Origin of the sequence: uncultured Roseobacter sp., assembly GCF_947492555.1 — a bacterium.
In the GTDB taxonomy this organism is placed as follows: domain Bacteria; phylum Pseudomonadota; class Alphaproteobacteria; order Rhodobacterales; family Rhodobacteraceae; genus Roseobacter.
Genome location: NZ_CANLNE010000001.1, coordinates 495,362 through 520,984 on the forward strand (window position 1 = coordinate 495,362; position 25,623 = coordinate 520,984).

21 protein-coding genes are annotated in these 25,623 nt (G+C 60.4%); 14 read left to right on the plus strand and 7 right to left on the minus strand.

All coding sequences use genetic code 11. From position 1 onward, the window contains the following. Positions 1–33 precede the first annotated feature (33 nt). A complete protein-coding gene (locus Q1A07_RS02310) occupies positions 34–687 on the plus strand; it encodes a GNAT family protein (protein ID WP_299777458.1) in 654 nt (217 codons plus the stop codon). After that, positions 680–2,470 (plus strand): tetratricopeptide repeat protein, encoded by a 1,791-nt coding sequence (locus tag Q1A07_RS02315; RefSeq protein WP_299777460.1) that lies wholly within the window; start codon positions 680–682, stop codon positions 2,468–2,470. Before Q1A07_RS02310 ends, Q1A07_RS02315 begins: the two co-directional genes overlap by 8 nt. Positions 2,471–2,490: 20 nt before the next feature. Here the strand turns inward: Q1A07_RS02315 and Q1A07_RS02320 are convergent, their stop codons facing one another. The 4 genes from Q1A07_RS02320 to Q1A07_RS02335 form a co-directional block, all read right to left on the minus strand. Continuing rightward, positions 2,491–2,988 (minus strand): hypothetical protein, encoded by a 498-nt coding sequence (locus Q1A07_RS02320; protein ID WP_299777462.1) that lies wholly within the window; start codon positions 2,986–2,988, stop codon positions 2,491–2,493. Positions 2,989–3,062: 74 nt separating this feature from the next. After that, on the minus strand, positions 3,063–4,319 hold the full coding sequence (locus Q1A07_RS02325) for a hypothetical protein (protein WP_299777464.1): 1,257 nt from the start codon (positions 4,317–4,319) through the stop codon (positions 3,063–3,065). A 72-nt stretch (positions 4,320–4,391) separates the two neighbouring features. After that, positions 4,392–5,180 (minus strand): TfuA-like protein, encoded by a 789-nt coding sequence (locus tag Q1A07_RS02330; protein ID WP_299777465.1) that lies wholly within the window; start codon positions 5,178–5,180, stop codon positions 4,392–4,394. After that, complete coding sequence (locus Q1A07_RS02335; RefSeq protein ID WP_299777467.1) at positions 5,177–6,406, minus strand: YcaO-like family protein; 1,230 nt, start codon at positions 6,404–6,406, stop codon at positions 5,177–5,179. The genes Q1A07_RS02330 and Q1A07_RS02335 overlap by 4 nt, the downstream gene beginning before the upstream one ends. A gap of 175 nt (positions 6,407–6,581) precedes the next feature. On the opposite strand from Q1A07_RS02335, the gene gtdA reads away from it, so the two are divergent. The 8 genes from gtdA to Q1A07_RS02375 all read left to right on the plus strand — a co-directional run bounded on the left by gtdA (position 6,582) and on the right by Q1A07_RS02375 (position 15,371). After that, positions 6,582–7,631: a gentisate 1,2-dioxygenase gene (gene gtdA / locus Q1A07_RS02340; RefSeq protein WP_299777469.1), complete on the plus strand. Its 1,050-nt coding sequence runs from the start codon at positions 6,582–6,584 to the stop codon at positions 7,629–7,631. 189 nt (positions 7,632–7,820) lie between these two features. Continuing rightward, positions 7,821–8,852 (plus strand): LacI family DNA-binding transcriptional regulator, encoded by a 1,032-nt coding sequence (locus Q1A07_RS02345; RefSeq protein ID WP_299777471.1) that lies wholly within the window; start codon positions 7,821–7,823, stop codon positions 8,850–8,852. Between the two features lie 100 nt (positions 8,853–8,952). Further along, entirely contained in the window at positions 8,953–10,254 is a 1,302-nt protein-coding gene (locus Q1A07_RS02350) for a sugar ABC transporter substrate-binding protein (RefSeq protein ID WP_299777472.1), read from the plus strand. 131 nt (positions 10,255–10,385) lie between these two features. Further along, a complete protein-coding gene (locus tag Q1A07_RS02355; protein ID WP_299777474.1) occupies positions 10,386–11,249 on the plus strand; it encodes a carbohydrate ABC transporter permease in 864 nt (287 codons plus the stop codon). A gap of 18 nt (positions 11,250–11,267) precedes the next feature. Beyond that, the gene (locus Q1A07_RS02360) at positions 11,268–12,098 is read left to right on the plus strand and encodes a carbohydrate ABC transporter permease (RefSeq protein WP_299777476.1); all 831 of its coding nucleotides are present in this window, start codon (positions 11,268–11,270) and stop codon (positions 12,096–12,098) included. Positions 12,099–12,109: 11 nt separating this feature from the next. Then, complete coding sequence (locus Q1A07_RS02365; RefSeq protein WP_299777477.1) at positions 12,110–13,114, plus strand: ABC transporter ATP-binding protein; 1,005 nt, start codon at positions 12,110–12,112, stop codon at positions 13,112–13,114. Beyond that, on the plus strand, positions 13,111–13,884 hold the full coding sequence (locus Q1A07_RS02370) for an L-iditol 2-dehydrogenase (RefSeq protein WP_299777478.1): 774 nt from the start codon (positions 13,111–13,113) through the stop codon (positions 13,882–13,884). Before Q1A07_RS02365 ends, Q1A07_RS02370 begins: the two co-directional genes overlap by 4 nt. Beyond that, positions 13,872–15,371 carry a mannitol dehydrogenase family protein gene (locus tag Q1A07_RS02375; protein WP_299777479.1) on the plus strand — a complete coding sequence of 500 codons (1,500 nt, stop codon included), beginning with the start codon at positions 13,872–13,874 and terminating at the stop codon, positions 15,369–15,371. Before Q1A07_RS02370 ends, Q1A07_RS02375 begins: the two co-directional genes overlap by 13 nt. Before the next feature lie 25 nt (positions 15,372–15,396). On the opposite strand, the gene Q1A07_RS02380 is transcribed toward Q1A07_RS02375, so the two are convergent. From Q1A07_RS02380 to Q1A07_RS02390, 3 genes are all read right to left on the minus strand, one after another. After that, on the minus strand, positions 15,397–18,546 hold the full coding sequence (locus Q1A07_RS02380) for an efflux RND transporter permease subunit (protein ID WP_299777480.1): 3,150 nt from the start codon (positions 18,544–18,546) through the stop codon (positions 15,397–15,399). Position 18,547: 1 nt separating this feature from the next. Continuing rightward, a complete protein-coding gene (locus tag Q1A07_RS02385) occupies positions 18,548–19,675 on the minus strand; it encodes an efflux RND transporter periplasmic adaptor subunit (protein ID WP_299777481.1) in 1,128 nt (375 codons plus the stop codon). 195 nt (positions 19,676–19,870) lie between these two features. Beyond that, positions 19,871–20,779, minus strand: coding sequence for a LysR family transcriptional regulator (locus tag Q1A07_RS02390; RefSeq protein WP_299777482.1), 909 nt, complete (start codon positions 20,777–20,779; stop codon positions 19,871–19,873). A 112-nt stretch (positions 20,780–20,891) separates the two neighbouring features. Here Q1A07_RS02390 and Q1A07_RS02395 point away from each other — a divergent pair, with 112 nt between their 5' ends. The 4 genes from Q1A07_RS02395 to Q1A07_RS02410 are packed head-to-tail and all read left to right on the plus strand — an operon-like array spanning position 20,892 to position 25,587. After that, positions 20,892–21,953, plus strand: a complete 1,062-nt coding sequence (locus tag Q1A07_RS02395; protein ID WP_299777483.1) for a dipeptidase — start codon at positions 20,892–20,894, stop codon at positions 21,951–21,953. A gap of 53 nt (positions 21,954–22,006) precedes the next feature. Continuing rightward, entirely contained in the window at positions 22,007–23,602 is a 1,596-nt protein-coding gene (locus tag Q1A07_RS02400) for an ABC transporter substrate-binding protein (RefSeq protein ID WP_299777484.1), read from the plus strand. Beyond that, positions 23,603–24,676, plus strand: coding sequence for an ABC transporter permease (locus tag Q1A07_RS02405; protein ID WP_299777485.1), 1,074 nt, complete (start codon positions 23,603–23,605; stop codon positions 24,674–24,676). It abuts the gene before it with no gap. After that, a complete protein-coding gene (locus Q1A07_RS02410; RefSeq protein WP_299777486.1) occupies positions 24,676–25,587 on the plus strand; it encodes an ABC transporter permease in 912 nt (303 codons plus the stop codon). The genes Q1A07_RS02405 and Q1A07_RS02410 overlap by 1 nt, the downstream gene beginning before the upstream one ends. Positions 25,588–25,623 lie beyond the last annotated feature (36 nt).

Below are 25,623 nucleotides of genomic sequence, written 5' to 3' on the forward strand. Positions count from 1 at the left end.
GAAGCCCGATCACCGGCGTTGTAAAACCCGTTTGTGAGTTCCGGGCTTGGCTGGAAGGATAAAAATATGACTCACGAAACTACAGCGATCATCACCTGGCGCCCGATGGGGCTGGAAGATATCCCCCGGATTTCGGGCTGGTTCTGGAACTTTACGGATGTTGCTCTTTTTGACCGCACCCTTCCCGTACCGGTGAGTGTCGATGCATTGCGCGAAAGCTGGCGGGAATCGATGATACAAAAATCCTCGCCGGGCGCCTATTGGTTCATGGCAGAGGATGACAACGGCAATCCCGTCGGGATCGCAGGGTTGGAATCAGTGAATTATATCCAAGGCGATGCGGTTTTGCCCTTCTTCGTCACCGAGGATTTTCGTAAGAAAGGTCTGGCGACGGCAATGACCGTCTCGATGCTGGATTTTGCCTTCAAGCGGCTGCGCCTTCACCGGGTGACCACCTTCTACCGCTCGGACAACGCCGCGACACAACGCGTGCTGGAGAAATTCGGTTTTGCCGAAGAAGGTCGTTTCCGCGAAGGCTGGTTTGTCGACGGCATCCGAAAGGATACCGTAATTGCTGGCATTTTAGGAACGGAATGGATTGCAACTCGCGACGAGGTCATTGAAACTGTCGCGGGGTCCTGCAATCTCTCGTTCTCGCCAACCTGTTGGAAAGAAAATCTTGGCTGATACTGCAAACAAACCCGGGTCACGCGAAACCTTGAAACGTCGTCTGGTGGCGATCGTCTTTGCTGATGTGGCGAACTTCAGCACGATGATGAGCGTGGATGAGGTCAAGACGACGATCTCGGTCACCAACCGGCTGGAAAAGTTTCGCGATGTCATCACGTCCTACTCGGGTGAGTTCAAAGGCTCTGCGGGCGACAATGCCTTCATGGTTTTCGAAAGCGCCGTGGACGCGGTGACCTTTGCGGTAGAAATGCAAAAGACGCTGGAAGAAGAGAACAGCGGGCTGCCGGAAGAAGAACAGATCCACTTCCGCTTTGGCATCAACCTCGGCGAGATCCTGATCAGCGGCAACGAAATCACCGGCGAGAGCATCAACATCGCCGCGCGCATCGAAGCCTTTGCGGCGCCGGGACAGGTCTGCATTTCAGGCGCGGCCTATGATCACGTCTGTACCAAGCTGAAATACGGCTACGAATACCTTGGCGGTCAGGACTTCAAGAACATTGGCCGGACCATCGATGTGTTCCAGGTGCACGAGAACCCGACCACGGCTGCGATGACGCCGGGGCTGCGCCGCAATCTGGAGAACTCCGCCGAGTTCAAGGAGCGCCCGGTCGCCAACCAATCCATCGTTGTCCTGCCCTTTGGGTTCCAGGGCAGTGACCAGGGGGACCAGTGGTTTGCCGAAGGTCTGACCGAGGACGTGACAACCAACCTGTCGCGCTTTCAGGAGTTCTTTGTCATCGCGCGCGGATCGGCCAATATGTTTGCGGATCGCACCAAGTCGCCGGCGCAGGCCGCGCGGGAACTTGGCGTGCGCTATGCGGTCGACGGCACGGTGCGCAAGGCTGGCAAACGTATCCGGATCACGCTGCAGCTGCTGGATGCGCTGCAGGATCGCACCATCTGGGGTGAACAGTACAACCGCGATATCGAGGATATCTTCGATTTGCAGGACGAGATCACGCAGATCATCGTCTCCGCGACAGCAGCCCGGATCGAGGCCACAGAGCGGGACCGCATGCGCCTGTTGCCCCCTGCCAATCTCATGGCCTACGGGTTCGTGCTCAAAGGTCACAGGCATGTGCTCAAATACACCCAGCCGGAAGTGAAACAGGCGCGCCATCTCTATGAAGATGCCATTGGCAGCGATGCACGCTACGCGCGGGCCTATGCAGCCAAATCCCGGACCTTCAATCTGGATTGGCGGTATGATTGGGCAGAGCAGCCGGATCTTGCGCTGGACGATGCATTGAGTTTCGCCCGCGAAGCGATTGATCTGGACGAAGCGGACGCCCGTGGTTTCGGAGAGCTTGGGTTTGCCCATCTCTACCGCAAGGAGCATGATCCGGCAATCAACGCCTATGATCGCGCGCTCAAGCTCAATCCAAACGACGCCGACCTGATGTCGGACATGGCCGACGCACTGGCTCACATGGGCCGGTCAGAGGAGGCGGTGGAGCTTTTGCAGAAAGCCATGCGACTCAACCCGTTCTATCCGGATCAATACATCTGGCACCTTGGCGGCGCCTACTTCAACCTGCAGCGCTACGAAGATGCGATCAACACTATCCAGAAAATGCAGAACCCGACCGAAGGACGCCGCATCCTTGCCGCCAGCTATGCCCATCTTGGGCGCACCAAGGAAGCACGCGCGCAAGCAGATCTCGTACGTGAAGCGCATCCAAATTTTTCTGTGGAACGTTGGGCAGCCGTCCAGCCCGACAAGTTCGAGGAAGATGTTCAGCACTTCCTCGATGGCATGAAGCGCGCGGGCCTCTGAGGCCCGCACCCCTTTCCTGATTAATCGCTGGCGTCGCCGCCGCGCGCACCGCTGATCCGGGCGCCGGAAATACGTGCCCCCGAGACCCGTGCACCTGCCACGCGGGCACCGGACACCCGGGCACCCGATACACGCGCACCGGAAACGCCACTGACACCGTCAGCAGCCATGGCTAGAAGCACATCCTCGAACTTACCCTGATCGACATCAAGCCGGATGGTGTCGTCGGATTGCTTCACGATCCAGGCCCGCAGGTCCGCATAGAACTTCTTGTCCCGCGGATTAGGTCCGGGCACCGGCACCTTGTCGGGGTCTTTGCTCTCGCCTTTCACCATGAAAAGAACAGGTGTCGGGATCTCAAAATAAGCGCCGTCGTAGCTGAACCCGTAAATGCGGGCAAACTGTCCATCCGCCTTGCTTAGCACCTGATTGTCGCGACTGGCGGACACCACCGCCAGATCGTCGACTTCCCGTCCGAACAACACGATAGATGCAGATGTATAAAGGGATTCTTTCATAATGTTTGTCCTTTCGTGAGGGAAATCCGCCCCCTCAGCCTTCAGCAATTACAGTGTTAACCTATTCTGGTTTTTCAGTCCATCGGAAGCATCGTTCTGACCGAATTTGCATGGCTGTCTTTTCCGAGCGGTTCGAGCTGCGGACCCACCGCAACAAGCCCGATATCGCGCATTCTGAAATTACCGAGGATGAGCTTCTCGAACCGGCCGCCGGTGTGTGCGCGATCCACGTCGAGGAAGACCTCCGCAACGTCGACGAAATTCAGGCCCTGCTCATCCAGCCGCTCCCAGGTATCGGCCAGGTAGGTGCCCATGATATCGCGCGCATCCAGCAGCGCCATCTTGAATTTGTCCGGGTTGGCGGCATAGGCCTCGTCGAAAAGCTCCTGCATCACCGGGGCGTAATTCGACGTGGCCAGCAACTCGTCCGACAGGTGCTCCATCTGCGGCGTGATCGCCCCGTAATCGAGCAGCATTTCGTGGAAGATATCTACCAGAATATCAAAGAACGCGCCTGTCAGCGGCTGCGACAGGTGGTGCTCCTTGACCCAGCCTTTGGCGAATTCGCCCAATCTCTTGTCATTGGCTGCGATCCTGATCTGTTTGTTTTCCGAGAGCTCAGCAACACGGTTGACCGCGTTCAGCATGTAGAGATTGCCACGCGTGTTCTCGAGCAGTCGATCGACCAATGAGTTGAAATGCAAAGAGGAAATCAGCGCAACGAGGTCGGCGGCGCTCTCGTGAAAGCCAAAGTATTCGCCGGTGACATTCTGCGGATCGGGCACGCCAACCTCGGAATAGATGATCGCATGGCCCACTTCGTGGGCGATCACATCAAAGTTCAGGCTGAAGGGACGCGTCTCGCCAGCGCTGCGGTCCACGCCCATTTCAATGAAACCGTAGCCCGAATAGGCATTCTCCAGTGAATGCAGAATCGTCAGCTCCTGCCGGTCATAGCTCGCCTCTCCCTGCCACGGGATTTCCCGGTCGAAATAGTCCTCCCAGATGTCCATGACAAAGCGCACGGTGCCAAAAAGATGCGCCGTCTCGAACTGCGGCGTGCCCGGTTCCAGATAGTCGAAATGACCGTCGGCATCCGGCATCGCCGGGGCTTCGACCTTGCCGGTCCAGGGCGGCGCCGACGGGTCCGACCCATCAGGCGAAATACCATAGGGTTCTGTCTTGCCAATCGGAAAGATGCTGTACATCCGGCGGTCTGATGGCCCCGGCCCGACCGTGCCCGGCGCCGACGACACCTCGACCACCTCCGGTTCGGCATATTCGTCCAGAAACTGGGGCTGTGGGAACAGTTTAAACCGCGTTCCTTGCATGCACTCTCACCTTCAAACCGACCACTTACATTCTATGGCTATCGCAATCGTATCGTTCAGTCCATCACTCGTCTAATCGTCGCGGAAAGACAGCCCGCCGGTCAATCGGTACCCGCCGTGGGTCGCTGCGCTTTCCTGTCGCGCGCGCTGCCGCCAGCTTTGCACCGCGTCGTGCCAAAGCGCCGTCTGCTCAAAATGAAAGGACGCGGAAGGGGGCCGATGCGCTTCCTCGGCCATGTGGCGCAGGAGAAGCTGCGCATCCAGCCGCTTCTGATCCACCTCGTTTTGTGCGATCCACGTTTGCAACGTCGGCAGCGCCGTATCCCCCTGCCCCCCGGTCTCACCGGTCCGGAAAATGCTATCCCATGTGCGGGTCTTGTAGAACTCTGTCTTGGCGCGCGCGATCAGGGTTTCGGCTGTATTGGACGAAACGACACCCGCCTCTTGTGCGGCCTTCAGCGTCGCCCGCACATTCACCATGGCAACGCTCAAACCGGGGTACCCAACCTCTGCCGGGCCATGCAGCAGGGCAACCTCGTCATCGTCTTCCAGCACGTCATCGCGGTAGTCATCGTAGATGGCGCCAAGGCCGATCATACCAAAGGCATCCAGTTCCGCCGCCCGCAACGCCCCCATGCTGGAGGCCCCGTAAACTGCGATCCCTTGCGTCAGTGCCCAAAGAATTTCCTTATGCCATACAGCGGGCACGCCTTCGAAATACCCGTCGATGATGCCAATGGCACGGGGGGTCTCCAACGTTGCCAGGTAAACATCCCCCTGCTGCGCGGGTGGCCGCAGGTCGAATGTATCAAGCACCTCTGCATCCGCGCCTGCCAGCGATGGACCTGCAAAAACGATCATGACCCTGCGCTTTCGCTTTGCGCCTGCACAGCGCGCGGGCCGGCCACATAGGCCACGTCATCATGCGGCGCCTCAAGACCGGGGATGACTACGCGCACCACGGGTATTTCAAAATCCGAATGCGTCAGATCGACAACCGCAATCTCTTCGATCCCGGCCCCTTTCAGGCGGTTTTTCAACCACGCAAGGTCCTCGCCCAGCGTCCGATTGGTCGCCCCTGCGACCTGATCGAAGCGGCGTTCACCCGTGGAACCGACCAGCAGATCTTCAAAGGCCTGCGCCTTCGCCTGCCGTCCCTCGGCGCTGTATTCGTCATGAAACAGATCCTCGCGTGCGCCGGAGATGTAGTTCAACCGGGTCTGCGCCGCTTCGTTCAGCGCGCGGTGCAGGGCAATTGTCGGGTCCGGATGGGTGCCGGAGCCGAGGCCCAGATGATCCGCCTGCGCGCCGGGATCAAAGACGATGCTCAGAAAGCTCGGCACCCCGGTATCGCAGGTCACATCCCAGATGGCACAGTCCAGCCCAGCGCGTCTGAACTTGCCCAGCGACGCCTGCAAGGCGGCATCCTCAATCGATCCCGGATCGAGCCGACTGTCGCGTTGCGCTTCGATGGGCCGTGCGTGCCAGATGGCCAACGCGTCCCGCTCCGCCACTTCGCAAATGCCATGGCAGACGGCCTCAAGCAGGTGATTGCCGGAGGCAAGGCCGTTTGTGCTGGCAGGATAGCGCCCGGCTTCGGGCGACACCGGGTGCGTGTAATCCGCATGCACCATCTCGAAGGGTACCAGCTTGTCTTGCCCGTTCAGGATGTCAAAGGCCGTAACCCAATGCTGCCGTTCCGTGCGATGCGGGCGCGGGTGCGGCGTCTGCGGCAACCGGTCGAGATCAACAAAACGGTGCCGCGCCTCCAGATCGGCGATGCTGGCGTAGAACACCGGCGTGTCGATGCGCTCCGCGTGCCAGATTTCTATCGCTTCCATCAACGCTGAGGCCTTGGCATGCGCCAGCGTCATCCCCTTGCCCTGCGAGATCGCGATGGACCGCGCGTTGGGCCGCACGGCGATAACCACCGGCAGACCCACGCTGTCGAGCCCGGTCACATTTGCCAGCCGGGTGATGCCGAACTTGTGCTTGAGCGGCAGGATGCGCGCCAGGGTGTCGCTCGCCGCGCAGATGCGCTGCGATCCTTTGAGGAATTGCTTTTCGACATGCGCCGTCAGGTCCATAGGTCCGCCCGTGGGATGTGTGCTGGCGTCCTTCAAACCATATCCGGGGTGATTGCGGAACGGGAATTCGCACCTGTACCGTATGTGCGCCCAAAGGTTTTTGCGAAATCCGCTGCACTGGCGCATAAACGTCCACAGCACCGCCTTGCTGCACCCTGATCGAAAGGACCCCGAGATGAGCCTAAACGACGCCTCTGAAAACACGCAGGCCCGTCAGCAGTTCTATGACGCGATCGAGCCGGAATCGATGCGCGCACTCTGGTCGGTCATGGCGGACATCATCACGCCGGAGCCTAAATCGGACTGCATCCCGTTCAAATGGCGCTACAGCTCCGTTCGTGCGCGGCTGCTGGAGGCGGCAGAGCTGATCACGGCAAAAGAGGCGGAAAGACGTGTGCTGATCCTCGAAAACCCGGGGCTGGCGGGCAGTTCCAAGGTCACGACAAGCCTCTATTGCGGCGTGCAATGCGTGATGCCGGGGGAAGTCGCCCCGGCGCATCGTCACACGCAATCCGCCTTGCGGTTCGTGCTGGAAAGCGCGGGGGGCTTTACGGCGGTGGGCGGCGAGAAAACCGAGATGTCTTTTGGCGACTTTGTCATCACGCCAAACTGGGCATGGCACGACCACGGCAACGACACCAATGAACCGATTTTCTGGCTCGACGGGCTGGATATTCCGGTGGTGCAGTTCTTCGACGCCTCCTTTGCCGAAGGGCTGGGCGAGAATCAGCAGCCGATCACCAGGCCCACGGGCGATAGCACGGCCCGCTACGGCGCCAACATGCTGCCGCTGGGCTATGCACAGCACACACCGACCTCTCCGATCTTCAACTATCCTTACGCCCGCTCCCGCGACGCGCTTGAGCAGATGCGCAAATACGACGAATGGGATCCCTGCCACGGGCTGCGCATGCGCTACATCAACCCTGTCGATGGCGGTTGGGCGATGCCGACAATCGGCACCTGTCTGCAACTGATGCCCAAGGGCTTTCAGAGTGCGCCGTATAAATCCACCGATGCGACCGTCTATGTCGGGGTGGAGGGGCGCGGACGCCTGCGTGTCCGAGACGAGGTGATCGACTGGGGCCCGAGGGATGTCGTTGTCGTCCCCTCCTGGCATGAAATCACCCATGAGACGGCGGAGGATGCGGTGCTGTTTTCCTATTCGGACCGGCCCATTCAGGAGAAACTGGGGCTCTTCCGCGAGCACCGCGGAAACGCCTAGCGCACCGGCATTCATCAAAAAGCGAGAAGAAAAGTTTCAGAATACAGTCTGATCTTGACCTGCGAAGGAATGCTCTTTCTATTGTAAAGCTGTAAATTAACGCGCGACAAAAATTGAAAGAGGGCCTGTTCCCGAGAGTTGGCATCCTGGAATCGGATCGGTGGATGCGCCGAAGGCCAGAGTTGAGGCATGAGCGAGAGCAAGATCAAGAACATGGCGGAGTTTGCGAGCGTGAGCGGGATATCCCGCCCAACGATCTCCAAATACTTCAATGATCCCAGCAGTGTACGCGCCACCATCCGCACGCGGATCGAAGCGGCGCTGGAAGAGCATGACTACCGGCCCAACATCTACGCAATGAACCAGAACCGGCGGCTGACCAAGAACATCGGCATCGTCGTGCCCTACCTGTCGGACCCGTTCTTTGCCGAAATAGCCCGGAATATCGAACAGCGCTGCATCGCTGCGGGGTTCTGGCCCACGTTGTTCTCCTCGCACGGCTCGCGCGATCTGGAATGCAATATTCTCGACAGTCTGCGGTCCCTGAAACCTGCGGGCGTGCTTTTTGCGCCGCTGGGGCGGGCTTCGGACAGATCGGTCATCGAGAAATTCTGTAAGGACGTGCCAACGGTGCTGTTTGACAGTGATCTCGAAGGGATCGGCGCGGCCTTCGTGGGTTCGGACAACTTCAGTTTCGTTGCGCAAAGTGTCGAATATCTGGTGCGGTCCGGCGCCCCACCCTGTTTTTTCGAAATGCGCACCCCGGCGAACCCAAACGCAAACAAGAGGCGCAAGGCCTATATCTCGATCATGGAGCGTCTTGGGTTCGAACCAGATGTCATCAAGGTGGACGGCGAAGGGTGGGCGTTCGAGGACATCGGATACCGGGGGGCGATGCGCGTGCTGTCGGAAGACACCCTGGCCAGCGACACCGTGCTCTGCAGCAACGACCGTCTGGCGATTGGTTTCCTCGCGGCGGCGTTTGAAAAGGGCATCCGCGTGGGGCGGGAGCCTGACAGCGCGCTGCGCGTGGCAGCCCATGACGATCACCCGTTTTCGCGATTTACCTGCCCGTCGCTGACCACCGTCGCGCATGACTACGAGGCCGTCTCCAACCGCAGTGTCGAGACGCTGTTTGAGCTCATCGAAGGGGGGGGACGACTCACCTCGCGCACTGAAAAACTCTTTGAGGCCCGGCTGATCCTGCGCGCATCAGCTTGAAATCACTCAATATTAACGCGCGAAAAATAAAATATTGACGCGCGTTAAAATTTTTTCGATGCTGTTGTTGGGACAATCCATAATACTAGGGAGGAATCGGATGTACCTGAGAACCGCACTTTGTGCGGCGAGTGCACTTGCACTTACCGCTGGGGCTGCCATGGCGCAGTCCACCCTCACCATCGCGACCGTGAACAATGGCGACATGATCCGTATGCAGGGGTATACGGATAATTTCACCGAAAAGACCGGGATCGCCGTGGAGTGGGTCACGCTGGAAGAGAACGTGCTGCGTTCGCGTGTGACGACCGACATCACCACAAAGGGTGGTCAGTTCGACATCATGACCATCGGTATGTACGAAACCCCGATCTGGGGTGCCAACGGATGGCTGGTGCCGCTGGACGATCTGTCCGCAGAATATGATGTGGGTGATATCCTGCCCGCAATGGCCGGTGGTCTGAGCCATGAGGGAACGCTGTATGCGGCACCTTTCTATGGCGAAAGCTCCATGATCATGTACCGCACCGACCTGATGGAGAAGGCCGGGATGGAAATGCCGGACGCCCCCACCTGGGAATTCGTGCGCGAAGCTGCGGCGGCCATGACCGACCGGGACGCGGACATCAACGGCATCTGCCTGCGCGGCAAGGCCGGTTGGGGTGAAGGCGGTGCTTTCATCACGGCGATGTCCAACTCCTTCGGCGCACGCTGGTTCGACATGGAGTGGAATGCGCAATTTGACACCGAAGCCTGGGCCAACACGCTCAACTTCTACAAGGGTATGATGGACGAATCCGGTCCGGCAGGCTACGCCACCAACGGTTTCAACGAGAACCTGAGCCTCTTCAACCAGGGCAAATGCGGCATGTGGATCGACGCCACGGTTGCGGCCTCCTTCGTGACGGGTGATGATTCGACTGTTGCTGACTCGGTTGGCTTCGCTCTGGCGCCTGACACGGGCCTCGGCAAGCGGTCCAACTGGCTCTGGGCCTGGGCTCTGGCGGTTCCTGCCGGGACACAGCAAGAAGCCGAAGCTAAGCAGTTCATCGAATGGGCCACCTCCAAGGACTACATCGCCCTGGTTGCCGAGAACGAAGGCTGGGCCAATGTGCCTCCGGGCGCGCGGACGTCTCTCTATGAGAACCCCGAGTACCAAAAGGTGCCCTTCGCTCAGAAAACGCTGGACTCGATCCTCTCGGCTGACCCGACTGACTCAACCGTCGAGCCAAGCCCCTATGTGGGTATCCAGTTCGCCGCGATCCCTGAGTTTGCTGGCATCGCAACCGAAGTGAGCCAGGAGTTCTCGGCCGCCTACGCAGGTCAGCAGTCTATCGAAGACGCGCTGGCGAAAGCACAGGCAATCACCAACGAAGCAATGGAAGCGGCTGGCTACAGATAAGCCGCCCCCTTCAATCGGAGGGCGGCGGACAGTTGAGCCGCCCTCCACCTCTCACGTATCTTTAAGTCCTAGACCCCCAATTCTGCAGTGCTGCCCACCAGAGGCCGCTGCGCACAGAGGAGACGTGTCAAATGGCCACCAAAGCCTCCCGATCAGCCGCCCGCGTGATGATGGCGCCCGCCGTTGTGCTCTTGCTGGGCTGGATGCTGGTGCCCCTGATCATGACCCTGTGGTTTTCGTTCCGCACCTACCTGCCTCTGCGCGGCGGGGATCAGGGCTGGACCGGTTTTGACAACTACGTCCGCTTTGTCACCTCCAGCTCGTTCTGGCCCGCAATTTCGACCACGCTGGTCCTGCTGATCGGCGTTCTGACCATCACCATCGTCTTCGGCATCCTGCTGGCGATCCTTCTGGATCAGCCCATGTGGGGGCAAGGAGTGGTCCGCATCCTCGTCATCGCCCCCTTCTTCGTGATGCCCACGGTCTCCGCGCTGGTGTGGAAGAATATCTTCATGGACCCGACGAACGGCCTGCTGGCCCATTTATGGCGATTCTTCGGGGCCGAGTCGGTCAGTTGGCTCTCAGACGCCCCCATGGTGTCGCTGATCATGATCGTCAGCTGGCAGTGGCTGCCCTTTGCAACGCTGATCCTGCTGACGGCAATCCAGTCGCTCGACGGCGAGCAGATGGAAGCGGCAGAGATGGACGGGGCCTCGGTGCTGTCGCGGTTCTTCTACATCGCCCTGCCCCACCTCAGCCGTGCGATCACCATCGTGATCCTGATCCAGACCATTTTCCTGCTGGCCATCTTTGCAGAGATCTTTGTGACAACGGGCGGCGCTTTCGGCACCCGGACCCTGTCCTACCTGATCTTCCAGCGCGTGCTTGAGAGCCAGAACATAGGGCTCGGGTCCGCGGGCGGGGTCTATGCGATCATTCTCGCCAATATCGTTGCCATCTTCCTGATGCGCATCGTTGGCAAGAACCTCGACTAAACAAGGGAGGACGACGTCATGGCACGTGCTGTCACAAACCAACGCAAGATGATCAACACCGGTGCTGCGTGGATCATCGGTCTGCTGATCTTCTTCCCGATCCTGTGGACGATCCTGACCAGCTTCAAAAGCGAGGCGCAGGCCATCGCCGATCCGCCGATCTTCCTGTTCTTTGACTGGACGACCGAGAACTACTCGACGGTCATGGAGCGGTCGAACTATGGCCGGTTCCTGTGGAACTCCATCTTCATCGCCGGGGGCTCGACCATCCTGGGGATCATCATCGCGGTGCCAGCGGCCTGGAGCATGGCCTTCGTGCCCTCTAAGCGCACCAAGGACATCCTGCTCTGGATGCTGTCCACGAAGATGTTGCCGGCAGTGGGCGTGCTCTATCCGATCTACCTGCTGTTCATCCAGTTTGGCCTGCTCGACAATGTTTACGGGCTGACCTTCGTGCTGATGCTGATCAACCTGCCGATCATCGTGTGGATGCTGTACACTTATTTCCGCGAAATTCCGGGCGAGATCCTGGAGGCAGCACGGATGGACGGCGCTACCTTGCGCGACGAAATTCTCTATGTGCTGACGCCGATGGCCATTCCCGGCATCGCCTCCACGCTTCTCTTGAACTTCATTCTGGCATGGAACGAAGCCTTCTGGACGCTCAACCTGACCGCCGCCAAGGCAGCGCCGCTCACGGCGTTCATCGCCAGCTATTCCAGCCCTGAAGGCCTCTTTTATGCCAAGCTCTCCGCTGCCTCGACGATGGCCATTGCGCCCATCCTCATCCTCGGCTGGTTCAGCCAGAAACAACTCGTCCGCGGCCTCACCTTCGGCGCAGTCAAATAAGGAACGATACCATGGGACAGATTACGCTTCAGAAAGTCACCAAGAGTTTCGGCGACGTCGAAGTGATCCCGCCGCTGGATCTGGAGATCAAGGACGGCGAGTTCACAGTGTTCGTCGGCCCCTCGGGCTGTGGCAAATCCACCCTACTGCGGCTGATCGCGGGGCTGGAGGACATCACCAGCGGCCACATCAGCATCGACGGCAATGACGCCACCGATATCCCACCCGCCAAGCGCGGCCTTGCGATGGTGTTCCAATCCTACGCGCTTTATCCGCATATGTCGGTGCGCAAGAATATCGCCTTCCCGATGCGGATGGCCAAGATGGACCAGGCAGAACAGGATCGGCGCATCGAGCAGGCCGCCGCCGCGTTGAACCTCACGGATTATCTAGACCGGCGTCCCGGTCAGCTGTCCGGGGGTCAACGTCAGCGGGTTGCCATCGGGCGCGCCATTGTGCGCGAACCAGCGGCTTTCCTGTTTGACGAGCCACTGTCGAACCTTGATGCCGCCCTGCGCGTCGGCATGCGCATGGAAATCAGCGAGCTGCACAAGAAGCTTGCCACCACGATGATCTACGTGACCCACGATCAGGTCGAAGCGATGACCATGGCCGACAAGATCGTGGTGCTGCGCGCAGGCCATATCGAGCAGGTTGGCTCCCCGCTGGAGCTGTACCGCAATCCACGCAACACCTTTGTAGCCGGGTTCATCGGCTCGCCGAAAATGAACCTGATCGAGGGCGAGGAAGCGGTGAAGAACGGCGGGCACACGCTGGGTATTCGCCCCGAGCATATCGATGTTTCCGCCACCGAAGGTCAATGGCAGGGCACTGTCGGCGTGGCCGAACACCTCGGCTCTGACACCTTCTTTCACGTGCATCAGACGGGCCTCACGGACACCATCACCGTGCGCGCACCGGGCGAGGTGAGTTTCCGCCATGGTGACACCATCTACATGACGCCGCGCACCGAGCAGCTGCACCGTTTTGACGACAAGGGCTTGCGGATTGCATGACGCGACTTGACGGAAAAACGGCCCTGATCACCGGGGCCGCGCGTGGGATCGGTCTTGCCTTTGCACAGGCCTACGTCCGCGAGGGCGCGCAGGTCGCCATTGCCGATATCGACATGGCGCGCGCCCGGCAAGCCGCCGATGATCTGGGCGCTGCCGCCATCGCGGTAGAGATGGACATCACCGATCAGGCCAGTATCGACCGCGCTGTCGCCGAGACCGTGCAGCACTTCGGCCAGATCGACATCCTGATCAACAACGCGGCCCTCTTCACCGCCGCGCCGATCACAGAAATCACCCGCGCGGACTACGCCCGCGTCTTCGATATCAATGTGGGTGGCACGCTCTTCACACTGCAGGCGGTGGCCAAACACATGATCACCCGGGGCGGCGGCGGCAAAATCATCAACATGGCCAGTCAGGCCGGGCGTCGGGGTGAACCGCTCGTCGCGGTCTACTGCGCCACCAAGGCCGCCGTGATCAGCCTGACGCAATCGGCAGGGCTGAACCTGATCGCGCACGGGATCAACGTGAACGCGATCTCTCCCGGCGTGGTGGATGGTGAACACTGGGACGGGGTCGATGCGTTTTTCGCCAAGCATGAGAACAAGGCGCCGGGACAGAAAAAGAAAGAAGTCGGCGAAGCTGTTCCTTACGGGCGGATGGGCACGGCGGAGGACCTCACCGGCATGGCCGTCTTTCTGGCCAGTGACGATGCCGACTACATCGTGGCACAGACCTACAACGTGGATGGTGGTCAATGGATGAGCTGATCCGCCTGTCGAATGCCACGTTGGCCCGGCTTCCCGCCGACGTCCGGGTGCCCACCTACGACCGGAACGCTCTCACCCCCGGCATCGTACACATCGGGCTGGGCAATTTTCACCGGGCGCATCAGGCATGGTATCTGCACCGGCTCTTTGACGCAGGCCTCTGCCACGACTGGGCGATTATCGGTGCCGGTGTGCGCCCGCAGGACGCGGCGCAGCGCGACAAGCTGCTGGCACAGGATTGCCTGACGACGCTGGTGGAGCTCGACCCCAAGGGCAGTGCGGCAGAGGTTGTCGGCTCCATGATCGGCTATGTCCCGGTGGAACCCGGACATGCGCCGCTCATTGCGCAGATGGCGGATCCGACCATTCGCATCGTGGCTTTGACGGTCACCGAAGGCGGTTACTACATCGACCCGGCCACCGGAGGATTTGACGCGGGCCATCCCGATATTCAGCACGACGCCGCCTACCCCGAGACACCCCGCACCGCCTTTGGTGCGATGATCGCCGCCCTGCGGCAGCGCCGGGAGGCGGGCACCGGGCCCTTCACCGGGCAATGCTGCGACAACCTGCAGGGCAACGGCGATATCCTGCGCCAGACCGTGGTATCCCTGGCACGGTTGTCAGACAGCGATCTGGCGAACTGGATCGACGACACCTGCAGTTTCCCCAATTCGATGGTCGATTGCATCGTGCCTGCTACCGGCCCGAAGGAGTTGGCTCTGGTGCAGGATATCGGCATCGACGATCAGGCCCCCGTCACCCATGAAACCTTTCGCCAATGGGTGATCGAGGACGATTTCTGTGCAGGCCGCCCGGATTGGCACAAGGTCGGCGCGACCCTCACCCGCGATGTGCACAGCTACGAAGCGATGAAGATCCGCATTCTGAACGCGGGGCACCAGATCCTCGCGAATGCGGGTGAGATCATGGGGTTGGAGACCATTGCCGACTGTATGGCGCATCCGCAGATTGCCGCGTTTTCCCGCAAGGTCCAAACCGAAGAGATTGCTCCCCATGTGTCCGCTGTGCCCGGCATGACGGCGGCGAGCTATGTCGATCTGATTGAGCGGCGCTTTGCCAACCCCATGATCGTGGACACCACCCGGCGCGTGGCCTTTGACGGCTCTTCGCGGCATACCGGCTTTGTCCTGCCCACGGTGCGCATCGCCCTGGACGCAGGGACCGGTATCGAAGGGCTTGCGCTGGTCGAGGCGCTCTGGGCGCGGATGTGCGAGGGCACACGCGAAAACGGCACGGTGATCAGCCCCAATGATCCCCACTGGCCACTGCTTGCGGAGGCGGCCAAGGCCGCGCGCACGCGGCCTGCTGCCTGGCTGGAACAACGGCAGTTTTACGGAGACCTGGGCAGCAACACCCGCTTTGCGACCACCTTCGACCGTTGGCTCGAAACTCTCTGGTCGCAGGGATGTGCTGCCACGCTCAACACCTACATCAGTGACGGATCAGTGGCCGCCCGCGCATAACGGGGCGACCCACAATTTGATCCCGTCAGGCCTCCTGCGCGACCTTCTTGGTTTTGAACATGCTGCGCAGCGTCACGTAAAAGACCGGCGTCAGGAACAATCCCAGGAAGGTTACGCCCGACATCCCGAAAAACACCGCCGTCCCCAGTGCCTGCCGCATCTCGGCCCCGGGGCCGGATGCGATCATCAGCGGGATCACCCCAAGGATGAAGGCAAAGGCGGTCATCAGGATCGGACGGAACCGCAGACGGCTCGCCTCCAGCGCGGCCTCGACCGGGTCCAGCCCGCGTTCCTCCTGCGCCTGTTTGGCAAACTCCACGATCATGATCGCGTTTTTCGCCGCAAGACCCACCAGCACGATCAATCCCACCTGCGTCAGGATGTTGTTGTCCATCCCGCGATAAAGAACACCCAGAAGCGCGCCGAGGATGGACAGGGGCACAATCAGGATGATGGCAACGGGCAGGACCCAGCTCTCATAAAGTGCTGCCAGAAACAGGAAAGCAAACAGGATCGAGAAGGCAAAGATATAGGCGGCGGTATTGCCCTGGTTCCGCTCCTGCAGGGCCAGCTCAGTCCACTCAAAGTCGACCCCCGGCGGCATGATCGACTGCGCCAGTTCTTCCATCACGATCAATGCATCACCGGTCGAAACACCGGCTGCCGCGGAACCCTGAACAGGCACGGAGACCTGTTGGTTGTAGCGTTGCACCAGGGCGGGTCCGGCGGTTTCCCGGATGGACACAAGCGTGCCCAGCGGGACCAGAGCGCCGGTGGCAGACCGCACGCGCAGGGTGGAGATGTCCTCCTCCTCCAGCCGGAACCGTTCATCGGCCTGCGCACGTACCTGGAAGAGCCGCCCAAAGGCGTTGAAGTCATTCACATAGGAGGACCCGAGATTGATGGCGAGGGTTTCAAAAATCGACCCGATGGGCACGTTCAACATCTGTGCACGTACCCGGTCAATTTCCAGAAACACCTGCGGCGAGGACGCAGAGAAGGTCGTGAAAACGCCCTGCACCTGATCGGATTGCTGCGAGGCCCCCATGATTGCGTAGGCCGACCCCAGTACGCGGGACATATCGGCGCTTTCATTCTCCTTCAGCTGCAGCTTGAACCCGCCGCCATTGCCCACACCGCTGACAGCGGGTGGGGCGATGGCAATGATGAAAGCTTCGCGCAGGCTTTGCATCCGGCCAAAGAGCTGGCCGATGATCATGCCCGCCGTGGTGCCACTTTCAGCCCGATCCTCGAAGCTTTCAAACGTGGTGAAGATCACCCCCTGATTGGTCGCATTGGTGAACGTCGCACCAGAGAAGCCGGCAAAGGCAACGGCATTGGTGACACCGGGTGTGCTCAGGGCCACCTCTGTTGCCTGTTTCATCACCGCGTCGGTGCGCTCCAGCGACGCGCCGTCCGGCAATTGCACAACGACAATGGCATAACCCTGATCCGCCTCCGGGATGAAGCCGGTGGGGACTTGCTCATTGACCAGATAGGTGGCGCCCAAAAGGCCCACGAAGACGGCGAGCGACAGGACGATCATCGCCGTGGAGCCCACCAGCAACCGTACCACGCGGGTGTATCCGCGCGTCACGGCATCAAAGCCACGATTGAAGCCGCGCGACAGGGGTCCGGTGATCCGCGCCAGCGGACTGGGCCGTTCTGACGCATCCTTGGATTTCAGCAGGATGGCCGCCATGGCAGGCGAGAGGCTCAGCGAGTTGATCGAGGAAATGATCGTCGCCACGGAGATGGTCACGGCAAACTGCGTGTAGAACTGCCCGGTGATCCCCGGCACAAAGGCCGAGGGCACAAAGACCGCGATCAGCACAAGCGTGGTCCCGATGATCGCCCCTTGCACTTCGTCCATCGTGCGGGCGGAAGCATCGCGCGGACTCATCCCGTCCGCGATGTTCCGTTCCACGTTCTCGACGACCACGATGGCGTCATCCACCACGATGCCGATGGCCAGGATCAACCCAAAGAGCGTGAGCAGGTTCAGCGTGTAGCCCAAGGCCAGCATCACCGCAAAGGTGCCGATCAGCGACACCGGGATGGCCAGAAGCGGGATCAGCGCCGTGCGCCAGTTCTGCAGGAAGACGATGATCACAATGACAACCAGCAGCACCGCCTCGAAGATCGTTTTGTAAACGGCGTTGACCGACGCGGCGATGAACTCCGTCGGGTTGTAGACCACCTGATATTCAAGACCCGCCGGGAAGTCTTCGGAAAGCTCCTCCATCACCGATATGATCTCATCCGCCGATGCCAGCGCGTTGGAGCCGGGGCGCTGGAAAATCCCCAGCGCAACCGCCGGTTTGTTGTTCAGATAGGAATTCGTGATGTAGGACCGTGCCCCGATTTCAACGCGCGCCACATCGCGGACCCGGACCACCCTGCCCTCTTCCGAGGCGCGCACGATGACCCGCCCGAATTCACGCGGCGTCTGCAGGCGTCCTTGCGTGGTGATCGCGACCTGAAAGGCACTGTCGCTGGCGTTCGGCGGCGCGCCCAGCGAGCCACCCGACACCTGCACGTTCTGCTCGCGCAGCGCATCGACCACATCGCCCGCCGTCAGGCCCAACGAAGCGAGCTTGTCCGGGTCGAGCCAGACGCGGGCGGAGAATTCACGTTCTCCGAAAATGATCAGATCGCCGACCCCGTCCAGCCGGACCAACCTGTCGCGCACCCGCGACCGCGCGTAGTTCGAGACATAAAGCTGATCAAAGCTCTCGTCCGGGGACAGCATGTGCACGACCATCATCAGGTCGGGTGAGGATTTGGTTGTCGTCACCCCAAGCGACCGCACCTCCTGCGGCAGACGCGGTTCGGCAATCGCCACGCGGTTCTGCACCAGCACCTGCGCGGCATCCAGATCGGTGCCCAACTCGAAGGTGATCGTCAGGCTCATCGCGCCATCGGCTGTCGAATAGGACGACAGATAGAGCATGTTCTCGACGCCGTTAATCTCCTGCTCCAGCGGCGTTGCGACGGTGGCCGCAACGGTTGCGGCATCCGCCCCCGGATAGCTCGCGCGCACCACGATCGAAGGCGGCGCGATCTGCGGATATTGTTCCACCGGCAACTGGAAGTAGGAGACGATGCCGACAATGGTCAGCAGGATCGATATTACCGCGGCAAAGATCGGGCGGCTGACGAAGAAGCGACCCATCTCAGTTTTCCGCGATCAGGGGAAGGTCAACCATTTCAGGCGTTACCACGCTACCCGGACGGGCGCGCACGACGCCTTCGACCACGATTGTCTCGGACCCGTCCAGCCCGTCGCGGATTACCCGGTAGCCATCAATGCGGGGTCCGGGGCGGACCTCCAGCGGGATTACATTACCCTCGCCATCGACGCTCATCACCAGCCGGCGGTTCTGATCGGCCACGATAGCCTCATCCGGCAGCAACACCCCCTCATAGGGCAGCGAGCCCGGCACATTCACCCGCCCAAAGAGCCCCGGCGTGAGCAATTCATTGGGGTTTTCCAACACCGCCCGGATGCGCATGGTGCCGGTTTCCCGGTCGATCCGGTTTTCGGAGAAGTCCAGATACCCCGACTGCGGCGGAATGCTTTCGTCCGACAAGGTCACCTTGACCTCCAGCCCGCCGCCGCCTTCCTGCAGCGACACGCCCCGCGCCCGGGCATCCCGTGCGTAGGCTAGGAAGTAGCGTTCATCGATGTCGAAGTAGAAATATACCGGATCGGAAGCCACAATGGTTGTCAGCACCGTCTCGTTGGCGGAAACCAGATTGCCGGGATCGACCTGACGCCGGTCGATCCGCCCGGCCATAGGCGCGCGGATTTGCGAATATTCATAGTCCAATTGTGCCAGTTCCAGCGCCGCACGCCCCTGCTCCAGCGCGCCTTGTGCCGCGAGGTAAGCCTCGCGCCGCTGATCCACCGTGCTTTGCGGAATATTGCCGTTCTGGATCAGGGACTGCGCCCGTTCAAGCTGCTCTTCGGCGAAATCATATGTCGCCTGGGCAACGTCAATCTGCGCCTGCGCCTGTCGCAGCGCCGTGTCGAACTGGCGCTGGTCAATCGAGAACAAGAGCTGATCCTTTTCAACCAGACTGCCGTCTTTGAAATGGACCGTCTCAAGGTACCCCGACACCCGTGCGCGCAGCACAACCTCCGCCCGGGCTTCAAAACGCCCGACAAACTCATCGTCCTCGACAATTGTCTTCACGACCGGGTGGGCGACGGTCACTGGCGGAGGCCCCTGCTGTGCCATGACCATAGGAGAGAAAGCAGTCATGCTGACAGCAAGCAGCATCGCGGTAAAACGTTTCATATTTGGGTCCGCCAAATGGATTCTTGCTCCGGGCAACTTAAACCCGGTTCAGAGGATTGAAAGTAGATTTATGAAAATTGGCAACTCTCCCCTGTCAATTGCTGTCAGCATGGAAGCAAAGTCGATGTCAGACGACGCCGAAAGCAGCACCTGCTGCGATATCAGTCAGTGTCTGACGTGACAGTTCGCCGCAAGCTATGCCTTTTCAGAAAATGCATCCGTTGCGGTGTGCAATCGCAAGTGCCGCATAAACGCGCGGGTGATGCTGGGCACCGGGCCATGATCCGGGGTGACGAAGTAGCTGCGGTATTCGATCTGGGATGCAAAGGGGCGGAACACCAGATCGTCTGATCGGTATTGAACGATGGGGAACGGGTTGACGATGGTCACGCCAAGACCCTCTTTGACAAGGTCCACGGCGGCAACGGAGGTCGATGCCTCCGCCACGATCCGGGGGGTACTGCGGCAGGCATGCAGCACTTTTTCCAACTGGGCCCGTCGGGCGTGGCGATGGGTCAGCGCAATCAGCGCCTGCCCGTCGAGATCTTCGGGATGGATCTCTGCACGCCCGGCCAGGGAGTGATCCTGCCCCATGGCGCAGACGGCCGTGGAAGACCGGTAAGGTGTCAGCTTCACCCCATCGCGGGACAGCTCCACCCCGGTGACGCCAAGGTCAAACCGCTGTTCGAGAATGCCGCGAATAACGTCTTCGGACGGGGACACATCCAGACTGATGAAAAAATGTGGGTTGGTTTTCAGAAAGGTCGCAATGTGATGCACCAGAAAGCGGTGCGCGTAGGTCGGGGGCGCAATGATCCGCAGCGATTCCTGCGCCACCTCCGGCGGGCCGTCGATCCGGTCGAGCGCCTCAAAGAGCGGATCAAGGCGCCTGTTCATCTGGGCGGCCTCGTTCGTGGGGCGCAGACGGCCACCGTCGCGCTCAAAGAGAATCCGCCCCGTGCGCGCCTCCAGATTGGCGATGGAACGGCTGATCGCGGATTGCGACAGGCCCAGCCGGATTGCCGCCTTGGAGGTCGTACCGCTCTCCATCAAGGCCCGCAATGCCTGATATTCCGGCAGGCTGTGCCATGTTTTTGTGCCCATTGTGCCCTCTGCGCATTCCTCATTAAGGTATGATATATTATCAAGTCATTGTCTCTGGTCTATGAGAATTACTGACATACAGTGTCTCAGGGTTCCTTGGGGGCAAGACACCGTGACTGATTCCGTGACGCCAGCCATCTTTGATGGCCACAACGACGTGCTGCTGAAACTGCACCGCGCGGGCGGCCTCACGGCAAGCGAAAGCTTTGTTACCGGCCGCGATGGCGCGATCGATCTGCCCACAGCGCAAGCAGGTGGATTTGGCGGCGGCTTCTTTGCGGTCTACGTCCCCTCACCCGTCGATCTTGACTTCAAGTTCGAAGAAATGAGCAAGCCCAGCTATGATCTGCCATTGCCGGAACCCATTGATTGGGAAGATGCTTTTCCGGTTGTGATGGCACAGGCCGCGATCCTTTTCGATCTGGAAAAGCGGGGTGCCTTGACGGTGTGCCGGACGGCGCATGAGATCGAAGGCGCACTTGCGGATGGCCGGATTGCTGCGATCTTTCACATTGAAGGGGCCGAGGCGATTGACCCTGATCTGCACACGCTGGAGGTGCTCTATCAGGCGGGTTTGCGCTCCATCGGCCCCGTCTGGAGCCGCGAAACCATCTTTGGGCACGGCGTGCCCTTCCGCTATCCCAGCGCGCCCGACACCGGCGATGGCCTGACCGATCATGGTCTGCGCCTCGTAAAACGGTGCAACGAGCTCGGCATCATGGTAGACCTGTCGCATCTGAACGAGGCCGGGTTCTGGGACGTGGCGCGGCATTCCACCAAACCGCTGGTGGCAACCCATTCCAATGCGCATGCGATCTGCCCGCACAGCCGGAACCTGACGGACAAGCAACTGGCCGCAATCCGCGAGAGCGATGGGATGGTCGGTCTGAATTTCGCCGTCGCCTTTTTGCGAGACGATGGCCGCATGCTGGCGGATGTGCCGCTGGCGCAAATGCTGAAACATCTCGATCACCTGATCGAGCATCTGGGCGAAGACCGCGTGGGCTTCGGATCGGATTACGACGGGGCCGTTGTGCCAGAGGAGCTTACCTCTTGTGCAGCGTTGCCTCAATTGAGGCAAGCGATGACAAAGCACGGCTATGACGATGCTTTGATCACCAAGCTTTGCCACAAGAACTGGCTGCGTGTGCTTAAGAAAACTTGGGGGACATAACCCCGGATGCCACGCGCAAAAATAACGGAAACGAAACAGGAGAGGTACTCAAAATGAATGCATTCAACAGACTACTGACAAGCGTGGCGATTGGCCTGGCGGTCAGCGTGACGTCGTTCTCGGCGGTGGCCGAGACACCGGCGAACATGCTGGTGATCGCGCACCGGATCGATGACGTCACAACTGTCGACCCGGCGGAGAGCTTTGAATTTGCAGGCTCCGACATCAGCCGCAATGTTTATGGCCGACTGGTCAACCTCGACCCGAATGACCTGGCGGCGGGCTACAAACCCGATCTGGCCGAAAGCTGGGATGTCTCAGAGGATGGCAAGACGATCACCTTCACCATGCGCGAAGGGGTAAAATTCCATTCCGGCAATCCGGTGCGGGCCGAAGATGCGGCCTTTTCGCTGCAACGCGCGGTGATCCTGAACAAGACGCCCGCGTTCATTCTGACGCAGTTCGGTTTCACGCCCGAGAACGCGGCCGAAACCATCCGCGCCGAGGGCAACAAGCTGATCATCACAACGGACAAGAAGTATGCGACCTCCTTCGTGCTGAACTGCCTGACCGCGACCATCGGTGGCATCGTCGACAAGGAAGTCGTGATGGCCAATGAAGTCGATGGCGACATGGGCAACACCTGGCTGAAAACCAACTCTGCAGGCTCCGGCCCCTACAAGCTGGACAGCTGGAAGCCGAATGAGAGCGTTACGCTGTCGTCGAACCCCGACTACTATGGCGGTGCGCCCGCGATGGAGCGGGTGATCGTGCGTCACGTGATTGAAAGCGCCTCCCAGCGCCTGCTGCTGGAACGTGGTGACATCGATATCGCGCGCAACCTGAACCCCGAGGACATTGCAGGGGCGTCTGCTGCCGACGGCGTGAAGATCGCGGATGAACTGAAAGGGCGTCTGATGTATTTGGCGCTGAACCAGAAGCATCCGGAATTGTCCAAGCCGGAAGTGCGGCAAGCGTTCAAGTATCTGGTCGACTATGAAGGCATGAAGAACAGCTTTCTGAGCGGTCAGTATACGATCCACCAGAACTTCCTGCCCGCGACCTATCTGGGCGCATCCGAGGAAAACCCCTTCTCCTACAACATCGAAAAGGCCAAGGAACTGCTGGCCGCTGCCGGTGTCGAAGGGCTTGAGGTTGAGATCGGTGTGCGCGAAGCACAGGAGCGGATCGAGATCGGCCAATCCTTCCAGAATGCCGCGGCGCAGGCTGGCATCAAGGTCAACATCACCGTGGGCACCGCCAAGCAGATCCTGGCGCGCTACCGTGCACGGGAACTGGATGTCTATCTCGGCGCCTGGGGTCCGGATTATCCTGATCCCCAGACCAATGCAGGCACCTTTGCCTATAACCCGGACAACTCCGATGAGGCCAATGCCACCGGTCTTCTGGCATGGCGCAACAGCTGGGATACCGGCGGTCTGACCGAGAAAGTTGCCGCAGCCGTCACCGAAGGCGACCGGGACAAGCGGGTGCAGATGTATCTGGATATCCAGGCCGAGTTCCGCGAGACCTCGCCCTTTGTGGTCATGTTCCAGCAGATCGAACAATCCGCCCTGCGCGACAACGTGACGGATTGGTCGACCGGTCAGGCGGTCACATCGGCGGCGTACTGGCAGGTTACCAAGTAAATGGCCCTCACCGAGGACAACAACCGGAGGCGCCCCCAGCGGGCGCCTCTGTCAGAGCAGCTTTGGCCCATTGCGAAAACCACGCTGCTGACGCTTGGTTCCATCGCGGTGACCCTGCTGGGGCTGCTTTTCATTACCTTCATCATCGGGCGGGTCATGCCGATCGACCCTGTTCTGGCCATCGTGGGCGAGCGCGCATCGCAATCGACCTATGATGCGGTCTACCAACAGCTTGGTCTCGACAAACCGCTCCTGGTGCAATTCCTCTATTACATCTGGGACGTGCTGCATCTGGATTTCGGCACCTCCCTGCTGAACGCGCGGCCCGTCTCCGAAGACATCGCACGCGTCTTCCCCGCCACGCTGGAACTGGCGACGCTTGGTATTATCTTCGGCATCGTTCTGGGCGTGCCGCTGGGCGTGCTGGCCGCAGTGCGCAAGGGCTCCTGGATCGACCAGATTGCCCGCGTCGTTGCCCTTGTAGGGTATTCCATGCCGATCTTCTGGCTGGGCCTGATGGGGCTGCTGATCTTCTACGGCATTCTGGGATGGGTCGGCGGGCCGGGCCGCGTTGGGATTTTCTACGTTGATGTGGTGCCGAGCGTCACGGGCCTGATCCTCGTGGACGCCGCGCTCGACGGCAACTGGGATGTCTTCAAGGACGCCTTTTCTCACATCATACTGCCCGCCTCTCTGCTGGGGTATTTCTCGCTGGCCTACATCAGCCGGATGACGCGCTCGTTCATGCTCGAACAGCTCAGCGCGGAATACATCACCACGGCCCGCGTGAAGGGCATGTCCGAGTGGGATGTGGTCTGGAAACACGCGTTCAAGAACATCCGCGTGCAGTTGATCACCGTCATCGCGCTCAGCTACGCCAACCTGCTCGAAGGCTCCGTGCTGACCGAGATCATCTTTTCCTGGCCGGGCATCGGCAGCTATATCACCACCGCCCTGCTGAGTGCCGATATGAACGCGGTTCTGGGCGGCACCGTGGTTGTCGGGCTGATCTTCATCCTGCTCAATATCTTTTCCGACCTGCTCTATAAGGTCTTCGACCCGAGGGCGAAGTAATGTCTGAAACACAAACCCTGCGCCAATGGTTGTTGACTGAAACGCCAACCTCGCGCCGACACGCCAAACTCTCTGCGCTCTATCAGGGCTGGCTGTCCTTCCGGTCGAACACCATGGCCATGGTCGGTCTTGGCATCCTGATCGCGCTGGTCCTGATCGCCTTTGCCGCGCCCCTCCTCGCGCCGCATGATCCCTTCAGCCAGGACCTTGGCAACCGCCTGGCCCCGCTGGGCACCGAGGGGCACATCTTTGGCACGGACAGTCTCGGGCGCGATATCCTCTCCCGTCTGATCTATGGCGCGCGCATTACGCTTTACATCGTGGCGCTGGTGGCGCTGATTGCCCCCGTTGCCGGTCTGCTGGTGGGCACCGTCTCGGGCTATGTCGGCGGCTGGGCTGACGTGGTGCTGATGCGGATTACGGACATCTTTTTGGCCTTTCCCCGCCTCGTGTTGGCGCTGGCCTTTGTTGCCGCCCTTGGCGCGGGGATCGAGAACGCCGTGCTGGCGATTTCCCTGACCGCCTGGCCGCCCTATGCGCGGATCGCGCGGGCAGAGACGCTGACCATCCGCTCCTCGGATTACATCAGCGCAATCAAGCTCCAGGGCGCGGGGCCGATCCGGATCATCACCAAACACATCTGGCCACTCTGCATCTCTTCACTGATCGTGCGGGTCACACTCGACATGGCGGGCATCATCCTCGCCGCCGCCGGTCTTGGATTTCTGGGCCTTGGCGCACAGCCACCCAGCCCGGAATGGGGCGCGATGATCTCCGAAGGGCGCCGCTTTATCCTCGATCACTGGTGGGTGGCCACGGTGCCGGGGCTGGCGATCTTCACCGTCTCGCTGGCCTTCAACCTGCTGGGCGACGGGCTGCGCGATGTCCTTGATCCGAAGGCAGGTGAATGAGCCAGAGGCCCAACATAACTGACTGGATACAGGCGA